Here is a 15,473-nt window from a genome sequence, read left to right on the forward strand (position 1 = left end):
TTTCAAAAATAGTATTTTTCTAAAATATTCTTAAATATACGCTTTATGTCACCAGTTTCCATACTGATATTAATTGTAAGTTATTTTAGTATTCTCATCTTAATTTCCTACCTAACAGGTAAGGACGACAGCAACGCTGTCTTTTTTAAGGCCAATAAGCAATCACCATGGTATGTAGTGGCCTTTGGGATGATTGGTGCGTCACTTTCTGGTGTCACGTTCATCTCTGTTCCTGGATGGATAGAAGGATCGCAATTCAGTTATTTTCAGGTGGTACTCGGCTATATGTTTGGATATTTCGTGGTAGCTTTTATACTTCTACCACTTTATTACAAACACAATGTTACCTCAATCTATGAGTACTTGATGTTACGATTTGGCGTGGTGAGTCATAAAACAGGTGCTTTTTTCTTCTTTATTTCAAGGGTAATCGGTGCAGCATTTAGGCTATTTCTTGTAGCCATTGTTTTGCAACAGTTTGTTTTTGATGCATGGGACATTCCGTTTGAGATTACGGTGATTATTTCAATTTTACTTATTTGGGTATATACTAATAAAGGTGGTATAAAAACTATTATTTGGACAGACACCTTACAAACCTTGTTTATGTTAACTGCTGTTATACTTTCAATATATTTTATCAATGACAATTTGGGCTGGTCATTCAGTGAGTTTCTCGCATCAGATGAGCTTAAAAACTACGACAAGATCTTTGTAACAGATAGCTTTTTAGAACGTAGTCATTTTATAAAATCTTTTTTAGGAGGTATGTTTATTACGATTTGCATGACAGGTCTCGATCAAGATATGATGCAAAAAAATCTCACGTGTAAATCTCTCAAAGATGCTCAAAAAAACATGGTGACATTTAGTATTGTGTTAGTTGCCGCAACTTTTCTCTTTATGCTTTTAGGTGCGTTATTATACATCTATGCTAATAAAAACAACATCTCAATTCCGTTAATGGATGGAAATCCGAGAACTGATTTATTATTCCCTGAAATTGCCTTAAACAGTGGCTTAGGTATAACATTGGCTATCACATTTATGCTTGGTTTAATCGCTGCAGCGTATAGCAGTGCAGATAGCGCACTCACCTCGTTAACAACTTCATTTTGTGTTGATTTTTTAGATATCGATAAGAAACCAGAAAAAGATCAAAAAAGCCTTCGGAAAAAGATACATATCGCAATGAGCATTTTACTAATTGTCGTAATAATTATATTTAAATATGTATTAACAAGTAATGTTATTGACAGTCTACTTACAGTTGCAGGATATACCTATGGGCCATTACTAGGACTATTTGCATTTGGAATCTTTACCAAATATAAAGTTAAGGACAAATACGTTTGGATTGTGGCATTAAGCTCTGCTATTATAATTTCAATAATTGGATCAATTTCACCCGAAAACCTTGGAGGTTACACATTAGGTTACGAACTACTTCCAATTAATGGCCTAATAACATTTTTAGGACTTTTATTAATCAGAATAAAGACCACAAATTAAAATTACAGTGGCATTAATTCATAAGGGAATAGCTTAAATTATTAGTATATTTGTTTAATAGATTTTGCTACTATTCCAATGAAAAAATTTTCTATACTAATATTAGTTTTTGCTTTTATTTTCACATGCTCAAAAGAAGGAGATAAAAGCTCTGAAAACTCATCCTTTTTACTCACGGAAATTGCACCAGAAACCTCAGGTATTGATTTTTCAAATTTAGTTTCTGAAGATCCAACCCATAGCATTATTAATTACATCTATTATTATAATGGAGGTGGTGTAGCAGCAGGTGACATAAATAATGATGGGCTACCTGATTTGTTCTTTGTATCAAACATGGGTGACAATAAACTTTATCTCAACAAGGGTAATTTTAAATTTGAGGATGTTTCAGTCAAAGCTAATATTAATGGTAAATCCAACTGGCAAACTGGAGTTACAATGATAGATATTAATAATGATGGTTTATTAGATATTTACGTCTGTGCTGTCTCTGGTTTGTTAGACTTTAAAGGTCATAACGAACTTTTTATAAATAATGGCGATGGCTCTTTTACTGAAAAGGCTAAGGACTATGGACTTGACTTTGAAGGCTACTCCACACAAGCATACTTTTTTGACTATGACAAAGATGACGATCTTGATGTATATATCGTAAACCATGCTGTACACACAACACTATCTCATGGTAATGCTGATTTAAGAAATAAGCGCGTACCTCTTGTAGGCGATGTTCTTTTAAACAATGACAATGGCAAGTTCACGGACGTAAGTGAAAAGGCTAATATCTATGGTGGCGTTAATGGCTACGGCTTAAGTGCTACCGTTGCTGATTTTAATAATGACGGTTGGGATGATATATATGTTTGTAATGATTTTCATGAGGACGACTACTATTATTTAAATAACCAAGACGGCACATTTAAAGAAAGTCTTGGAGAATCATTCACCACAATTAGCAGGTTCTCTATGGGAAGTGATGCTGCAGATATTAATGGAGATGGGTACCAAGATTTAATGACCTTGGATATGCTTCCTAAAGAAGAAAGAATCTTGAAAGAGACCGAAGGTGATGACGCTATGTTTAATATGCAAGAACATCTGGAAAACCTAGGTTATAAAGATCAATATGCGCGCAATATGCTTCAAATAAACAATGATGGTGCGTATTTTCACGAGACTGCCTTATTAAACAAAGTTGCTGACACTGATTGGAGTTGGGCTCCACTTTTTGCAGATTTTAATAATGACGGTCACCAGGATTTATTTGTTTCCAATGGAATTTTAAGACGTCCTAATGGTTTAGATTTTAAGAAGTATGTATCCAATGCTTTTAAGGGCCGAACGGAAAGTGAAGGCCTGGAATGGTTATTTAATTCTATTGGTGAAATGACTCCTGGTAAAGTAACCAATGAAATTTTTGAAGGCAATTCTGAAAGATTAATAAGCCAAACTGGAAATTGGATAGAAAATAAACCAAGCCTTTCTAATGGCGCAATTTATGTTGACCTTGACAATGATGGCGACCTAGATATTGTTACAAACAACTTTAATTCAACTGCTGGCCTGTACAAAAATACAACTGACAATAATAGCAATTATATTTCATTAGATGTAAGTTATAAAGGCTCAAACAAGGAAGGAATTGGCACAAAAGTAATTATTTATGCCGATGGTAAAACTCAAACAAAGGAGATGTTTAAATCTAGAGGGTTTTTATCTTCATTAGAGAGCAAGCTTCATTTTGGAATTGGTAGTACTGAAAAAATTGATTCTATAGAAATCATATGGCCTAATAACGAATACCAAACTATTCAGACTCCAGAAACAAACAGATTAATAGCTGTTGAATATACTCCTTCGGATAAGCTTTATGTCTACAATAACTCTAAAAACAAAAACTCCCTGTTTAATGCAGATAACAGTATTGATTACGTGCATATTGAAGATAATTATACAGATTTTTTAGAAGAAAAATTAATTCCTTACAAGGTCTCAACATTTGGACCGGCTTTTGCCAAAGGTGATGTGGATGGTAATGGATTTGAAGATGTATATATTGGTAGTGCTTCAGGTAAAGTAAGTGAACTATATCTTAACTCTGGATCTGGATTTGAATTATCAGAACAAAAAACATTCAAGAATGCTGGTTATTATGAAGATAACGATGCCACATTTTTTGATGCAGACAATGACGGAGATCTTGATCTTTACGTAGCTACAGGTATTAATGAGTTGAAGGTAGAAGGGTTAATGAAAGACAGACTATACATTAATGAAAATGGTCAATTTATTGATGCATCAGACAGAATACCTTCTAATATCAATATTTCAACAAGTGTCGAAGCTTATGACTACGATAGTGATGGTGATACAGACCTTTTTATTGGTAATCATTCAGTCGCAAATGACTACGGTAAAAAAGTGAAATCTTACGTTTTGAATAATGATGGTTCAGGTAATTTCACAATAAAAGAAACTCTTGAAGCTTCAAAAGTAACATCTGCTGAATGGACCGATATTAATGGTGATAATATCAAGGACTTACTTGTATCTTGTGAGTGGGATGCTCCAAAAATATATATCAACACTAACGGAAAATTAGAATTACTTGACATTCCGGAAAACATAAATGGTTTATGGCAGTCAATCAGCACATTTGACATTGATGCAGATGGTGATAAAGATATTTTGTTAGGAAATTGGGGACTTAACACAAAATTCAACCTTTATTTTGATGGCCCACTTTTATTATATTATTCAGACTTTGACAAAAACGGAATTAACGAAACGCTCATTGCCTACAATAGAGATGGAAAATATTATCCATTAAACTCAAAGGATGAAATGGCTGGTCAAATGAATATTATGAACAAAATTTATTTAGATCATAAAAGTGTAGCAGGTAAAACGATAGAAGAAGTAATTAAACAAGGTAGTATTAACAAGGCTGAAAAGTCAGTAGCTCATACTCTGGCATCTGGTTATTTACGAAATGACAATGGTAAGTATTCAGATTTTGTTGAATTTGGAGATGTCATGCAACTTGCACCAATTACAACTTTCGCAGAAATTAAGTCTAACAACAAAACCAAGTTAATTGTTGGTGGAAATTCTTATAAAGTAAACACCTATCATGGTTCGTACTCCTCATTAAAAGGATTGTTAGTTGAAGATCAATCCAATTATCAACCTGTTTCAAAATTAGGCATGTCTCCATTTAATGATCAAATAAAGCAAATTGAAATTGTAAAGATGCAAGACACTAATGTGATTTTTGTCTTATCAAATAATGCAGAGTTAAAGCAATATACTTACTCAGAATAAGAGATTAATATTGATTTGTAGCCAGCAAAACTAGTGTACAGGCAACTTCAACTTCAATATTATTTTCTTCCAATAATTTATATAGCTCAGGGTTTTCTGTACCAGGATTAAAAATAACCCGCTTAGGACTTAAACTAATTATATAATCATAATAAAATTTCTGCCTTGTTGGATTAAGGTACAATGTAATAGTATCAATATCATTATAAGAAATCAACTCTGTATCAATAGGTACATTATTAACTTCTCCTGGCTTCAAGCCAAAAGCCTTTACTTCATAATCCTTATCTCTTAATCTATTGATAGCAATATTGGAATAACGTTCTGGTTTTAATGAGGCACCTAAAACTAAAGTGGTTTTATTCATGTGTTAAAAAGATGTTAAGTTCTGTTAAATGTGGTAACACGTTGTAAAAATAGTCGTCTTAACACTAAGAAACTATCAAATCAATCAAAAAACAATCAAAAAATGAAGCATTTCTTCTTAATGCTTTTAATGGTCTCATCAGCCATTTTAAGCGCCCAACCTAAATCCAATTCAGATATTAAAAACGGTTCTATTTCAGGCCGTGTAATGGATGCAGACCTTAATGAACCATTACCTTATGTTAATGTAATTATTAAAGATGCTAACAATAAAATTATTACTGGAAGTATCACACAAGCAGATGGAACTTTTAAAGTTGATAAAATTCCTGCAGGTGTTGTAAAGGTAGAAATAAAATTTATTGGATATAAGACCATAGAAAAAGAGATAAACATTGGCCGAAACAGTTATAAAATAAATGTTGGAGACATTTATCTCAGCGAAGATGCCGAAAACCTTGAAGAGGTTACAATTGTTGCGGAAACATCAACAATACAACAAAAGATTGACCGTAAAGTTGTAAATGTAGGTAAAGATCTTACCACTTCCGGCCCAACAGCATCAGATATAATGAACAATATTCCTTCGGTTAATGTAGATCAGCAAACGGGAAATATAGCACTACGTGGTAATCTAAATGTACAAGTAATGGTAGACGGTAAATTATCTAATATCCCAACTGCTCAATTACTGAGACAAATTCCTTCAACATCAATTAAACAAATAGAATTAATCACTAATCCATCAGCAAAATATAATCCAGATGGCATGAGTGGTATCATTAATATCATATTGCATAAAAACGTTAATGTAGGCTTTAATGGTAATGTAAATTTTGGCTTGGGATACCAATTAGCTCCAAAGTTTAATAGTTCAATTGATATGAATTACAGAAATGGAAAATTGAATTTTTACGGTAGTTATGGCAATAATATATCAGATAATATAAATACCGGAATATTAACTCAAACCGAGTCAGGACTTACTCAACTTTTTGATATTACAGACGAAAGAAATTCACATCTATTTAAAGTAGGAATTGATTATTACATCAACGATAAACATACGCTGTCATTCTTTACAAATCAGAATATTTTTGATGGAGGTGCAATTGGTGAAACTGAGTTGATATTTGGAGATATGTCTAGTACAAACCAGCTACAGATATTCGATAATAACAACGAAAACAATAGTCAGCAATATAATGCAAACTACAAGTTAGATTTTGATGACAAGGGTCACAACATTGAGCTAGAGGTTGACCATAATATTTTTGAAAATGACATTTTCACAGATAATAACTTCAGTGGATTTGGTAGCCGACCAGATTTTGACGAATTCACAGAAACAGACAGAGTAAGAACTGAAATAAATTTAGATTATGTCAATCCATTATCAGAAACTTCAAAATTAGAAGCCGGCTTACAAGCAAGATTATTTGAGAACACCATTGACTATTCTTCTGATGGCCGAGTTTTAAATGAAATGGGTAACTACATACCTACTTCTACAAATTTTGATTACGAGCGTAACATTTATTCTGCTTATGCGAGTTACAGTTTTCAAAAAAATAAATGGTCTTACCAGCTTGGTTTAAGAGCAGAAACAGTGAATGTAGATGCTTTGGCTATAGACACAGACTTAACAAATGATACAACAACGGATTTTCCATTTGAAAATGACTATGTGCAAGTATATCCATCTGCTTTTGTAACGTATGAAGCGTCTGAAAAGAATTCTTATCAATTTAGCTTTAGTAGACGTGTCGACAGACCTGGTGTAGGGCAAGTAAATCCAATACCAGAATTTAATACACCTTTAATTTCACAATTTGGTAATCCGGAGTTGGAGCCACAATTTACAAATTCATTAGAAGTAAACTACACCAGAAATTTTGAAAAAGGAAGTCTAACAACTGGAGTATTTTATAGGCTAATTGAAGACGAAATAAATCAAGGCGTTTTCGTAGATCGGTCTACTTTGGGTTCTGGACGCGTCATATTAAGAATTGACAACTTTGACAACACCTCTGCATTTGGTTTTGAAGTATCAAGCAATTATAGACCTACAAAATGGTGGAGCTTTAATGCAAGTTTTGATCTGTATGGCAGAACTCAACGTGGATTTGCCGAAACATTAGACCCAACCATTGATAACCCAACGGAAAGTGATATAGAATTTAATGAAGTAGAAGTTGATAACCTTATTTACAACTTCAGAATGTTTAACAATTTTAAGGTGACCAAAAAATTATCATTATCGGCATTCGCAATGTACAGAGGTAAGGATACTGGACTAAATTTTGAAATGGAACCAATGTACTTCGTAAATCTTGGACTTCGTTACAATTTTCTTGAAGAGAATAGAGCTACATTCAGTTTAAACTTCAACAATGTTTTTGATACACAGGAGGTTAACATTACTAGTGAGCGACCATTTAACCAAGAAGTAAGTTTTGTACCTGAATTCAAAACCATTTTTGCAGGTCTGTCTTATAGATTTGGTGGTGGTAAATACAGAGCAAAATCGCGTAAACGAAGAGATAATGATGAAAAATCAGGAGGAGGTTTCCTGTAAAGTGTCACATTATTGACTTTAATGAGTCTTTAATGAGTCTTTAATGATATAGATAAAAATATATTTAATAGTATACATAAATAGTTGATGGTTAGTGTTAGTGTAATGCTATTAAATAAAAAAACCCGAAACGCTTGTTTCGGGTTTTTGTTAAAATTCACTTAAATATGTTAAAGTTTGAAATAAATCTGAATTCGTTACGTCTTAAGTATGGAGATAAGTTTTAAGTAATAATCTTTATAAAATTTATGTTTTATAATGTAGTGTTAGTTAAAGTTGGTTAATAGCTGAAAAAGCCCAGATTAATTGTCTGGGCTTTTTTTGTTCATTATTTAATTATTACCATTTAATAATTGCACTCCCCCAAGTAAATCCACTTCCAAAAGCTGCAAGAACTACATTGTCACCTTCTTTAATTTTACCATCTTCCCATGCTTCGGTCAATGCAATAGGTATTGAAGCCGCAGTCGTATTACCATAACGCATTATATTATTGTAGACTTGGTCATCAGACAACCTAAACTTCTTTTGAATGAATTGAGCAATTCTAAGATTAGCCTGATGAGGAATCAACATATCTATATCCTCTTTTTGTAAATTATTGGTGGCCAAGCCTTCAACTATAGCTTCACTAAATCTTACAACAGCATGTTTAAAAACAAATTGTCCATTCATATATGGATAATAAGATGTATCATCAGGGTCATTTTCTTCCATAATAGCATCAACCCAACGTCCTGTACTCGGTCCTTCCAAGGCTAATTCTTTAGCGTGTTTCCCTTCAGAATGTAAGTGAGTTGATAAAATACCTTTACTATTGTCCTCTTCTCTACTAAGAACTGCAGCACCTGCTCCATCACCAAAAATAACTGTTACACCTCTACCTCGAGTTGAACGCTCTAATCCTCCTGAGTGATTTTCACTACCAATTACTAATACATTTTTATACATGCCGGTTTTAACAAACTGGTCAGCAACAGATAATCCATAAATAAAGCCAGAACATTGATTTCTTACATCTAAGGCACCTATTGTGTCCATTTCAAGCAATTCTTGGACCCTTACTCCTCCTCCAGGGAAATACATATCTGGACTTAAGGTTGCAAATACAATAAAATCAATATCGTCTTTGGTTAAACCTGCGCGTTCAATGGCTATTTTGGCCGCTTTCACTCCCATAATAGATGTAGTATCGTCACTGGTTTTTGGATCTATCCAACGACGCTCCTTTATACCAGTTCGCTCTTGTATCCATTCATCGCTGGTATCCATCCATTCTCTAAGATCGTTGTTTGTTACAACATTTTCTGGCAGGTATTTACCTAACCCTGTTATTCTAGAATTGTACATTAGTTGTTATATATAGTTAGATTAACAAATTTAACCCATTTGAACCTATTCTTAAACCTATTCGTTATGCACGCATAATAAATTTAACAGATTAAAAATTTCATCTAATTTTAACATGCCTATCACATTTTGGAGATGTTTTTTTGAGTAAATTCAAACCACTAATCCATAATCAAAAAATAATGAAACAATTACTTAGAATCTTCGTATTTCTTTTCGTGATTAATGGTTTTGCACAGCAGAATCTTACATACCAACAACCTTCTGATGAGATTTTAGAACTTGCTGATGTAGAATTAGCTCCAGGCGTTCAAATTGACAGTAAAGGTGAGCAAATGGTATTGCTTTATCGCAATCAATACAAATCAATTGCTGAGTTATCTGAAACAGAATTAAGATTAGCTGGTCTTAGAATTAATCCGGTAACTAATATTGGAAGCAGAACTAATTATTATACTAATATTAAGGTAAAAGGTGTAAAAGATAAAGACGCAAAACAAGTTTCTGGGTTACCAGAAAACGCAAGACTTTCAGGATTTAGATGGTCTCCAGATGAAAGTATGATCGCCTGCCTTAATACAACATCTACTGGAGTAGAAGTTTGGGTATTAAATATTGCCAATGCCAAGGTTACTAAACTTACAGATGCTAAGGTCAATGCCAATATGGGAAGTACAATAAATTGGTTTAAGGACAACCAAAATCTTTTGGTTAAAATGTTACCTGCTGATAGAAAACCATTGATAAATACGGCAGTTGCTGTACCAACTGGACCAACTGTTTCGGTAAGTGATGGTGCTAAGGCACAAAATAGAACCTATCAAGATTTATTAAAAACACCTAATGACGAGTTTAACTTTGAACAGTTAGCACGATCTGAGATTAAAAAGGTTTCCATTGATGGTAAGGTAGACGATTTTCTAGGTGCTGATATGTATAGAGGCATAAGCTTTTCGCCTGATGGTAATTATGTAATGATTACAAAGGTTAAAAGACCGTTTTCTTATTTAGTAACATATGGCAGATTTCCTAGTGAAAGCACTATGTATAGTAAAAATGGCAATAAAGTAACCGTTGTAAATGAAGTTCCTTTAGATGAAGTTAGACCTAAAGGATTTATGTCTACCAGACTTGGTAAACGCAATATGACATGGCGAGGCGACAAGCCATCTACTTTGGTATGGGCTGAAGCTTTAGATAGCGGTGATCCGGTAATAGAAGTAGAATATAGAGATGCTGTATATGAGCAGAACGCACCATTTAATGGATCAAAAAAAATGATCCTTAAAACAAAACAACGTTTTGCCGGGATAGAATGGGGAAATGACAATACAGCAATGGCATATGATTATTGGTGGAATACAAGAAATACCAAAACATATATGTTTAATCCTTCTACTGCTGAGGCCAAAGTCATTTCTGATAGAAACTATCAAGATGTTTATAGTGATCCTGGAAATTTTGTGACCTCAAAAAATGAATACGGTCGCTACACACTTAATATGAACGGTGATAAACTTTACCTCATGGGTGATGGATATTCAAAGGAAGGACAGTTTCCTTTCATTGATGAATACAATACAAAAACAGGCAGAACTAAGCGACTTTATCAATCTAAGTTTACAGATAAGTTAGAAAGTCTCAATAGTGCCTTAGATATGAAAAAAGGTAAAATACTGGTTCGTATTGAGTCAAAAACCGAATATCCAAATTACTACATTAGGAATATAAATAAAGAAAACGATCTCACAGCTATAACAACATTTGAAAATCCGTTTAAAAGCCTTGAAACGGTGGACAAACGCGTCATCAGCTACAAACGTGATGATGGTTTAGATCTAGAAGGGACGCTCTATTTACCATTAGACTATAAGGAAGATGAAAAATATCCAATGATTTTATGGGCATATCCTAGGGAATATAAGGACAAGGCAAGTGCTTCTCAAAGTACGGCTAATCCAAACGAATTTGTGTACCCATATTGGGGCTCTCCTATTTATTGGGTGACAAAAGGTTATGTGGTGCTAGATGATGCGGCATTCCCAATAGTCGGTGAAGGTGATGAAGAACCTAACGATTCGTTTAGAACACAACTCGTAGCTAATGGTAAAGCGGCAATAGACGCAGTTGACAATTTAGGCTACATTGATAGAGAAAAAGTTGCAGTTGGAGGGCACAGTTATGGTGCATTTATGACAGCCAATTTGCTGTCTCATTCTAATTTATTTGCTGCAGGTATTGCAAGAAGTGGAGCCTATAATAGAACATTAACGCCTTTTGGTTTTCAAAGTGAAGAACGTAGTTACTGGGAAGCTCCAGAAATTTATTACAATATGTCACCTTTTATGCATGCAGATAAAATGAAAACCCCATTACTTCTTATTCACGGTGTGGCAGACAATAATTCTGGGACTTATCCATTGCAAAGCGAGCGTTATTTTAATGCCTTAAAAGGACTAGGCGCACCTGTTAGACTGGTAATGCTACCTAAAGAAAGTCATGGTTATAGAGCCAAAGAATCTATAATGCATATGCTATGGGAGCAAGATCAATGGTTAGAAAAGCATGTGAAGAATAAAAAGAAGAAAGAAGAAAAGATTGAAGTTAAAGAAACAATCAAAAATTAAAAATATTCCCAAAACGAAAAACCATTCCATAGCGAATGGTTTTTTTATGCCATCTTGTCACAGTTTAAGACTTGGTACTTTATTTGAACATGGGATAAGCGAATTAAACAATTAAAATCAAACCTGTTAATACAGGGATAAAAAAACAACATATCATGGCAAAAGGAAATATTAATGTATCGGTAGAAAACATTTTCCCGTTAATTAAAAAATTCTTGTATAGTGACCACGAAATATTTTTACGTGAGTTAATCAGTAACGCTACGGATGCAACTCTGAAATTAAAACATCTAACGAGTATTGGCGAATCTAAATCAGAGTATGGTGAGCCTAAAATTGAAATAAAAATTGATAAGGAAAGCAAGAAGCTTCATATCATTGACCAAGGTATTGGTATGACAGCTGATGAAGTTGAGAAATACATCAACCAAATTGCATTCTCAGGTGCAGAAGAATTCTTAGATAAATACAAGGATGCGGGAAAAGATGCAGGGATTATAGGTCACTTTGGTTTAGGTTTCTACTCATCATTTATGGTGGCAGACAAAGTAGAGATTATAACAAAATCTCATACTGATGCTCCTGCGGTACGTTGGACATGTGATGGATCACCAGAATTCACTCTAGAAGAAGCTGACAGAAAAGATAGAGGTACAGAAATAGTTCTTCATATTTCTGAGGATGAACAGGAGTTTCTTGAAGAAGCAAGAATAAAAGAGTTACTCACAAAATATAACAAGTTTATGCCTATTCCGATTAAATTTGGAACTAAGGAAATAAACGATCCGGAGTTCACTCCAAAAACTACAAAAGATAAGGACGGTAAGGAAACTACAGAACCGCACAAACAAATCACAGTAGATGATATCATTAACAATCCTAATCCGGCCTGGACTAAGCAACCAGCAGATTTAAAGGATGAAGATTACAGCTCATTCTACAGAGAATTGTACCCAATGCAGTTTGAAGAACCACTTTTTCATATTCACCTTAATGTAGATTATCCATTCAATTTAACGGGAATCTTGTATTTCCCAAAGATGACCAATGACCTTAACATTCAAAAGGATAAGATTCAGTTATACCAAAACCAAGTATTTGTAACCGATAATGTTGAAGGTATTGTACCAGAGTTTTTAACTATGTTGCGTGGTGTTATAGACTCACCTGATATTCCATTAAACGTATCTCGTAGTTACTTACAAGCTGATGGAAATGTGAAGAAAATTTCATCTTACATCACTAGAAAAGTAGCTGATAAGCTGAAATCATTATTCAATAATAATCGTGAAGATTTTGAGAAAAAATGGGACGATATTAAAATTGTTATTGAGTATGGTATGTTATCTGAAGAAAAGTTCTTTGAAAAAGCAGATGCATTCGCTCTATACCCAAGTGTAGATGGCAAGTTTTACACCTTTGAAGAATTAACAAATGCTATTAAAGCAAAACAAACCGACAAGGATGATAAAATGGTGATTCTTTATGCATCTAATAAAGATGAGCAACATGCTTACATACAAGCGGCGAAGGATAAAGATTATGAGGTTTTATTATTAGACTCACCAATAGTTAGTCATTTAATGCAAAGGCTAGAAACATCTAAAGAAAACATCTCTTTTGCACGTGTGGATGCTGATCACATAGATAACTTAATTAAGAAAGACGATACAACTATCTCTAAGTTGAGTGAAGATGAAAAAACCAAATTAGACGAGTTATTAAAAGAGGTTGTTCCTTCTGAAAAATTCATGGTACAGTTAGAAGCAATGGATAGTAATGCGTCACCATTTATTATTACACAGCCAGAATTTATGCGTCGTATGAAAGAAATGCAACAAACTGGCGGAGGCGGTATGTTTGGTATGGGGAACATGCCAGAGATATACAATTTGGTAGTAAATACAAATCATGATTTAGTGAATGAAATTCTAAACACCAAAACACGTAAAAAACAAGAGCGTTTAATCAATCAGAGTTTAGATTTAGCAAGGTTATCACAAGGCCTATTGAAAGGCGAAGAGTTAACCAACTTCATTAAACGAAGCTATGATATGATTAAATAATTTTTACAAAAAGCATTTTGTAATACAAGTTTTCGACAAACTGCACTGAAAACCGTCAAATTTATTGTTTGACGGTTTTTTTCATGATAAATATCATTGTAAGAAAATAGCTAAAACTTTAGCTTCATAACTTATGTTTAACCAAAATTTTTATCATGAAATCACTTTATACTTTTATGTTATTAGTGCTTTGTAGCACAATTTCAATTAATGCTCAAAAAGTAGTAGCATTGCACAGCCCAACAAATGGTGTGCAATATTTTGATGGCACTTCTGCCTTGCAAGATGCATATAACGCCGCCGTAGCCACAGACACCATTTACTTACCTGGAGGAACCTTTACACCTCCAGCATTATTTGACAAACAACTCACCATTTTTGGTGCAGGACACCATCCAGATGCAACCTCAGCTACTCAAGCAACAACTATTTCTGCACATGTATATCTTGGTGACAATGCGGATGGATTCTACTTAGAAGGGGTCAATATAAGTGGTAGCTTATATTTAGGTGATGCAAACGATGTATCTGTTAACGATATTGTGGTTAAACGAAATCATTTTGATTCTCTTATAGCACAAGGTACTGGAGACACTAATACCAGTAATAATAATCTGTTTGTAGAAAACGTTATTTACTCTCTTTCTACTCATAATTTAAGAAGTAGTTCGTTTAGTAACAATATTATAGAACATCGAAGTAATGGTCCATTTTTTAATTTACAATTCGTCAATAATGTTTTTATTACTTCATATTATAACGGAAGCTATCCAATTATAACTTATGCCAATAGTTGTGTATTTAGAAACAATATCTTTCTTCAGGAATACACATATTTATGCTCTGGCGATGGACAAAGTGAGTGGATGAATAATATATTTTGTCATTCCAATCCAACTTTAGGATTAGATCCTGTTTTAACTAGTAATTACAATATGTCTCGTGCAGATGTATTAGTAGACCAAACAGGATCTATTTTTGATTATGTTCATGATTATCACTTAAAGACAGGAGCTTTATCAAATTTAGGTGACGATGGCACACAAACTGGACTTTATGGAGGTGTATATCCTTGGAAAGATTTTTCTATACCAACAAACCCACACATTGTAAGTAAAACTATTTCTGGGTCTTCAGATGCCAGTGGAAATATACAAGTTGATATCACTGTAGAAGCTCAAGATAACTAGGTATGAAAGCACTTAAAGTAATTCCACAGCTGTGGATATTATTAAGCTTGCTTTTTACTATCCACAATACAGCTCAAAATGCTATTGTTGGCTATGAATATGCCTTTAATAATGGTGAAGGACTTCAGTATGTCTCGGTGACACCAACGACCAGTCTAAATTTAGTCACCAACATTGATGTTAGCAACTTAACCAATGATGTAAATGTTATTCATATGCGATTTTTAGATGATAATGGTAAATGGAGCTCCATTATCAGTAAAATATTCGTAAAACCACCTAGCAGTTTCGATTCTGCAAGTACTATAGTTGGCTATGAATATGCGTTTAATGATGGCGAAAACCTTCAATATATACCAATCACTCCTACAGCCAGCTTTAATCTTTTAACTGATATTGATGTTAGCAGTTTAGTCAATGACATTAATATCCTTCATATTAGATTTAAAGATGATCT

9 protein-coding genes are annotated in these 15,473 nt (G+C 33.7%); 7 read left to right on the forward strand and 2 right to left on the reverse strand.

Annotated features, from left to right (window positions below):
* Window positions 1-45: 45 nt before the first annotated feature.
* Window positions 46-1,512: a sodium:solute symporter gene (locus LBV24_RS11280; RefSeq protein WP_224478760.1), complete on the forward strand. Its 1,467-nt coding sequence runs from the start codon at window positions 46-48 to the stop codon at window positions 1,510-1,512.
* Between the two features lie 78 nt (window positions 1,513-1,590).
* Window positions 1,591-4,839, forward strand: coding sequence for a VCBS repeat-containing protein (locus tag LBV24_RS11285; protein ID WP_224478761.1), 3,249 nt, complete (start codon window positions 1,591-1,593; stop codon window positions 4,837-4,839).
* A 4-nt stretch (window positions 4,840-4,843) separates the two neighbouring features.
* Here the strand turns inward: LBV24_RS11285 and LBV24_RS11290 are convergent, their stop codons facing one another.
* Window positions 4,844-5,206: a CoA-binding protein gene (locus LBV24_RS11290; RefSeq protein WP_224478762.1), complete on the reverse strand. Its 363-nt coding sequence runs from the start codon at window positions 5,204-5,206 to the stop codon at window positions 4,844-4,846.
* Between the two features lie 102 nt (window positions 5,207-5,308).
* On the opposite strand from LBV24_RS11290, the gene LBV24_RS11295 reads away from it, so the two are divergent.
* A complete protein-coding gene (locus LBV24_RS11295) occupies window positions 5,309-7,783 on the forward strand; it encodes a TonB-dependent receptor domain-containing protein (protein WP_224478763.1) in 2,475 nt (824 codons plus the stop codon).
* Window positions 7,784-8,122: 339 nt separating this feature from the next.
* Here the strand turns inward: LBV24_RS11295 and LBV24_RS11300 are convergent, their stop codons facing one another.
* Window positions 8,123-9,133, reverse strand: a complete 1,011-nt coding sequence (locus LBV24_RS11300; protein ID WP_224478764.1) for a 3-oxoacyl-ACP synthase III family protein — start codon at window positions 9,131-9,133, stop codon at window positions 8,123-8,125.
* A 182-nt stretch (window positions 9,134-9,315) separates the two neighbouring features.
* Between LBV24_RS11300 and LBV24_RS11305 the strand changes: the two genes are divergently transcribed.
* The 4 genes from LBV24_RS11305 to LBV24_RS11320 form a co-directional block, all read left to right on the forward strand.
* Entirely contained in the window at window positions 9,316-11,760 is a 2,445-nt protein-coding gene (locus LBV24_RS11305; protein ID WP_224478765.1) for an alpha/beta hydrolase family protein, read from the forward strand.
* A gap of 155 nt (window positions 11,761-11,915) precedes the next feature.
* Window positions 11,916-13,826, forward strand: coding sequence for a molecular chaperone HtpG (htpG, locus tag LBV24_RS11310; RefSeq protein WP_224478766.1), 1,911 nt, complete (start codon window positions 11,916-11,918; stop codon window positions 13,824-13,826).
* 155 nt (window positions 13,827-13,981) lie between these two features.
* Window positions 13,982-15,016, forward strand: coding sequence for a right-handed parallel beta-helix repeat-containing protein (locus tag LBV24_RS11315; RefSeq protein WP_224478767.1), 1,035 nt, complete (start codon window positions 13,982-13,984; stop codon window positions 15,014-15,016).
* 2 nt (window positions 15,017-15,018) lie between these two features.
* Window positions 15,019-15,473, forward strand: a 455-nt coding sequence (locus tag LBV24_RS11320) for a hypothetical protein (RefSeq protein ID WP_224478768.1), incomplete at its 3' end; no start/stop codon positions are given.

This window comes from Winogradskyella vincentii (assembly GCF_020166345.1).
In the GTDB taxonomy this organism is placed as follows: Bacteria; Bacteroidota; Bacteroidia; order Flavobacteriales; family Flavobacteriaceae; genus Winogradskyella; species Winogradskyella vincentii.

What these genes read in the sequence shown, in the direction of transcription:
- htpG (WP_224478766.1), top strand. Translation starts at nt 11,916, where the DNA reads ATGGCAAAAGGAAATATTAATGTATCGGTAGAAAACATTTTCCCGTTA.
- LBV24_RS11280 (WP_224478760.1), top strand. Translation starts at nt 46, where the DNA reads ATGTCACCAGTTTCCATACTGATATTAATTGTAAGTTATTTTAGTATT.
- LBV24_RS11290 (WP_224478762.1), bottom strand. Translation starts at nt 5,206, where the DNA reads ATGAATAAAACCACTTTAGTTTTAGGTGCCTCATTAAAACCAGAACGT.
- LBV24_RS11285 (WP_224478761.1), top strand. Translation starts at nt 1,591, where the DNA reads ATGAAAAAATTTTCTATACTAATATTAGTTTTTGCTTTTATTTTCACA.
- LBV24_RS11315 (WP_224478767.1), top strand. Translation starts at nt 13,982, where the DNA reads ATGAAATCACTTTATACTTTTATGTTATTAGTGCTTTGTAGCACAATT.
- LBV24_RS11295 (WP_224478763.1), top strand. Translation starts at nt 5,309, where the DNA reads ATGAAGCATTTCTTCTTAATGCTTTTAATGGTCTCATCAGCCATTTTA.
- LBV24_RS11300 (WP_224478764.1), bottom strand. Translation starts at nt 9,133, where the DNA reads ATGTACAATTCTAGAATAACAGGGTTAGGTAAATACCTGCCAGAAAAT.
- LBV24_RS11305 (WP_224478765.1), top strand. Translation starts at nt 9,316, where the DNA reads ATGAAACAATTACTTAGAATCTTCGTATTTCTTTTCGTGATTAATGGT.